Genomic DNA, 2,187 nt, shown 5'->3' with positions numbered 1-2,187 from the left:
TCCGGCACCACCCGGTGCCACTGGCACTTGATCACCGTCACCGCCCGTCGCTCGATCGACCCCGAACCACGCACCACCATACTTCGCCGGTCCGACATTCGCCCACTCCTGGGCGGGAACCGTTGGCGCGCAAGGGAACGAGCGAAGGCGGGCGACCCGGGTGGGCCGCCCGCCGAACGCGACGCGTCAGAGCTGCTGCTTGATCAGGTCCACGTAGGAGGAGACCCGGGCGTAGACGCCGGGCTTGCCCGCGAGGGCGCAGCCCTCACCCCAGGAGACGACGCCGATCAGCTTGCCGCCCGCGACCAGCGGACCGCCGGAGTCGGCCTGGCAGCTGTCCTTGCCCCCGTTCGGGTAGCCCGCGCAGACCATCGACGCCTTGCGGTAGTCGGTGCCGTAGGCCGTGGCGCAGGTCTGGTCGGAGGTCACCGGCACGTCGACCTGGTTCAGGGTGTCGGAGTAGGTGCCCGTGCCGGTGGTGTCGCCCCAGCCCAGGGTCTTCGCGACGGTGCCGGCCGCGTACAGGCCGGAGTCCGCCGTGGTGGCCAGCGGCAGGGTCTTGTACGGCAGGTTCTGGTCCAGCGTCATCACGGCGACGTCGTCGCCCTGGGTGACGCTGCGGTAGTTCGGGTGCTGCCAGACCTTGGTGACCTTGGCCAGCACGCCCTCGCTGGTGCGCAGGTCGGTGCGCCCGGCGGCGACGCCCCAGGAGCTGGCCGCCTTGCCCGCCGTGCAGTGCGCGGCGGTGACGACCTTGTTCGGCGCGACGAGCGTGCCGCCGCACCACTGGGTGCCGTTGTAGATCAGCGCGACCGTCCACGGGTACTGCTCCGTGGTGGCCGGGCTGCCGCCGACGATCATCGGCGACAGGTCGCCGGACGGCTTGGCCGGCGCGGCGGTGGCGGTTCCGGTCGTGGTGGCGGCGATGCCGAGCGCCGCGGTGATGCCGACGATCTTGACCAGGTGACGCAGGGAGTTCACTAGGTCACTCCTTTCCCCGTGCCCTCGAACGAGGTCCGGCCGCAGGCGGGCCGGTTGGGAAAAGGCAACTCCAGAACGGGTTCTCCGGACAAGCGACGCCGGGAGGGCGGCCGATCGGAGCAGGAACGGGGCCCGAACGCCGCAGCGCACCAGGGCTTTCCCGGCCGTCAAGTGCTTGGGCGAAATCCGGAGGAATTGTTGATTCCACAGTGGACTGCCGGAGAAAGTCCTTGCTGGACCTATGAAAGCAGATGGTGTACGAGTCGCGCGAGCGCCTTGGCCGAACTGGTACCGGACTCCGCCGTGTAGACGACGACTCGCTGCCCCTCGTCGTCCGGCAGCAGCATCAGCTCGTCCGTCAGCGTCAGCCGTCCCACGACGGGGTGGTCGTACTCGCGCGCGTTGAACGCGCAGTTGCGGACCGGGTACTCCGTCCAGAGCGCGGCGAAGTCCTTGCTCCGCAACGACAACTCGTCGATGAGTTGCGCGATGCCGTCGTCTCCCGGGTAGGCACCGGAGATCATTCGCAGGTGCGCGACGGCATCGCGCATCTTCCGGTCGTGGTCGACGTAGAGCTCCCGCGTGGCCTGGTCGAGAAAAACCAACCGTGCGAGGTTCACGGTGTGCGGCTCCGCGAAGTCGTGGTGCGGCGCGAGCAACGCGTGCGCGAGCCGGTTCCACGCCAGCACGTCCGTCCGCCGCCCCATCACGAGCGCCGGAACGTCCCGCATCGAGTCGATCATGAGCTGAAGGCTCGGCCGGAGCCGTTCTGGCGTGGCGTGGTCGGTTCCTCGCGCCAGCCGGTAGAGGTGCGCGCGCTCATCGCCGTCCAGCCGCAGCACGCGCGCCACCGCGTCCAGCACGGAGTCCGAGGCGTTGCGGTCGCGCCCCTGCTCCAACCGCGTGTAGTACGGCACGCTGATCCCCGCGAGCCCCGCCAGCTCCTCCCGCCGCAACCCCCGCACCCGCCGCCTGCCACCCGTCGGCAGCCCCGCGTCGGCCGGGCTGATCCGCGCGCGGCATGCCTTCAGGTACTCCCCCAGCTCCATAACCTGACCCTCCCAGGGTTCTGGCTAGCGTTTCCAGTACGGGCAACGCTGGGCGCCATGAGAATCATCGTCGTCGGCGCGAGCGGCACCATCGGGTCCGCCGTGTCGTCCCTGCTGGAGGCCTCTGGCCACACCGTGATCCGCGCCTCCCGGTCCG

General features: G+C 70.0%; 2 protein-coding genes. Both read right to left on the bottom strand.

Annotation, left to right across the window (positions count from 1 at the left end; genetic code table 11):
- Positions 1-186: 186 nt before the first annotated feature.
- Positions 187-981: a trypsin-like serine protease gene (locus CCN37_RS10850; protein WP_246842942.1), complete on the bottom strand. Its 795-nt coding sequence runs from the start codon at positions 979-981 to the stop codon at positions 187-189.
- Between the two features lie 239 nt (positions 982-1,220).
- Positions 1,221-2,030 (bottom strand): helix-turn-helix transcriptional regulator, encoded by an 810-nt coding sequence (locus tag CCN37_RS10845; protein ID WP_086820599.1) that lies wholly within the window; start codon positions 2,028-2,030, stop codon positions 1,221-1,223.
- Positions 2,031-2,187: the final 157 nt, after the last annotated feature.

The organism is Allokutzneria sp. NRRL B-24872 (assembly GCF_002155965.1).
GTDB lineage: Bacteria > Actinomycetota > Actinomycetes > Mycobacteriales > Pseudonocardiaceae > Allokutzneria.
The sequence above is the reverse complement of the archived record's forward strand: the minus strand, read 5'-3'. Positions and strand labels throughout refer to the sequence as shown.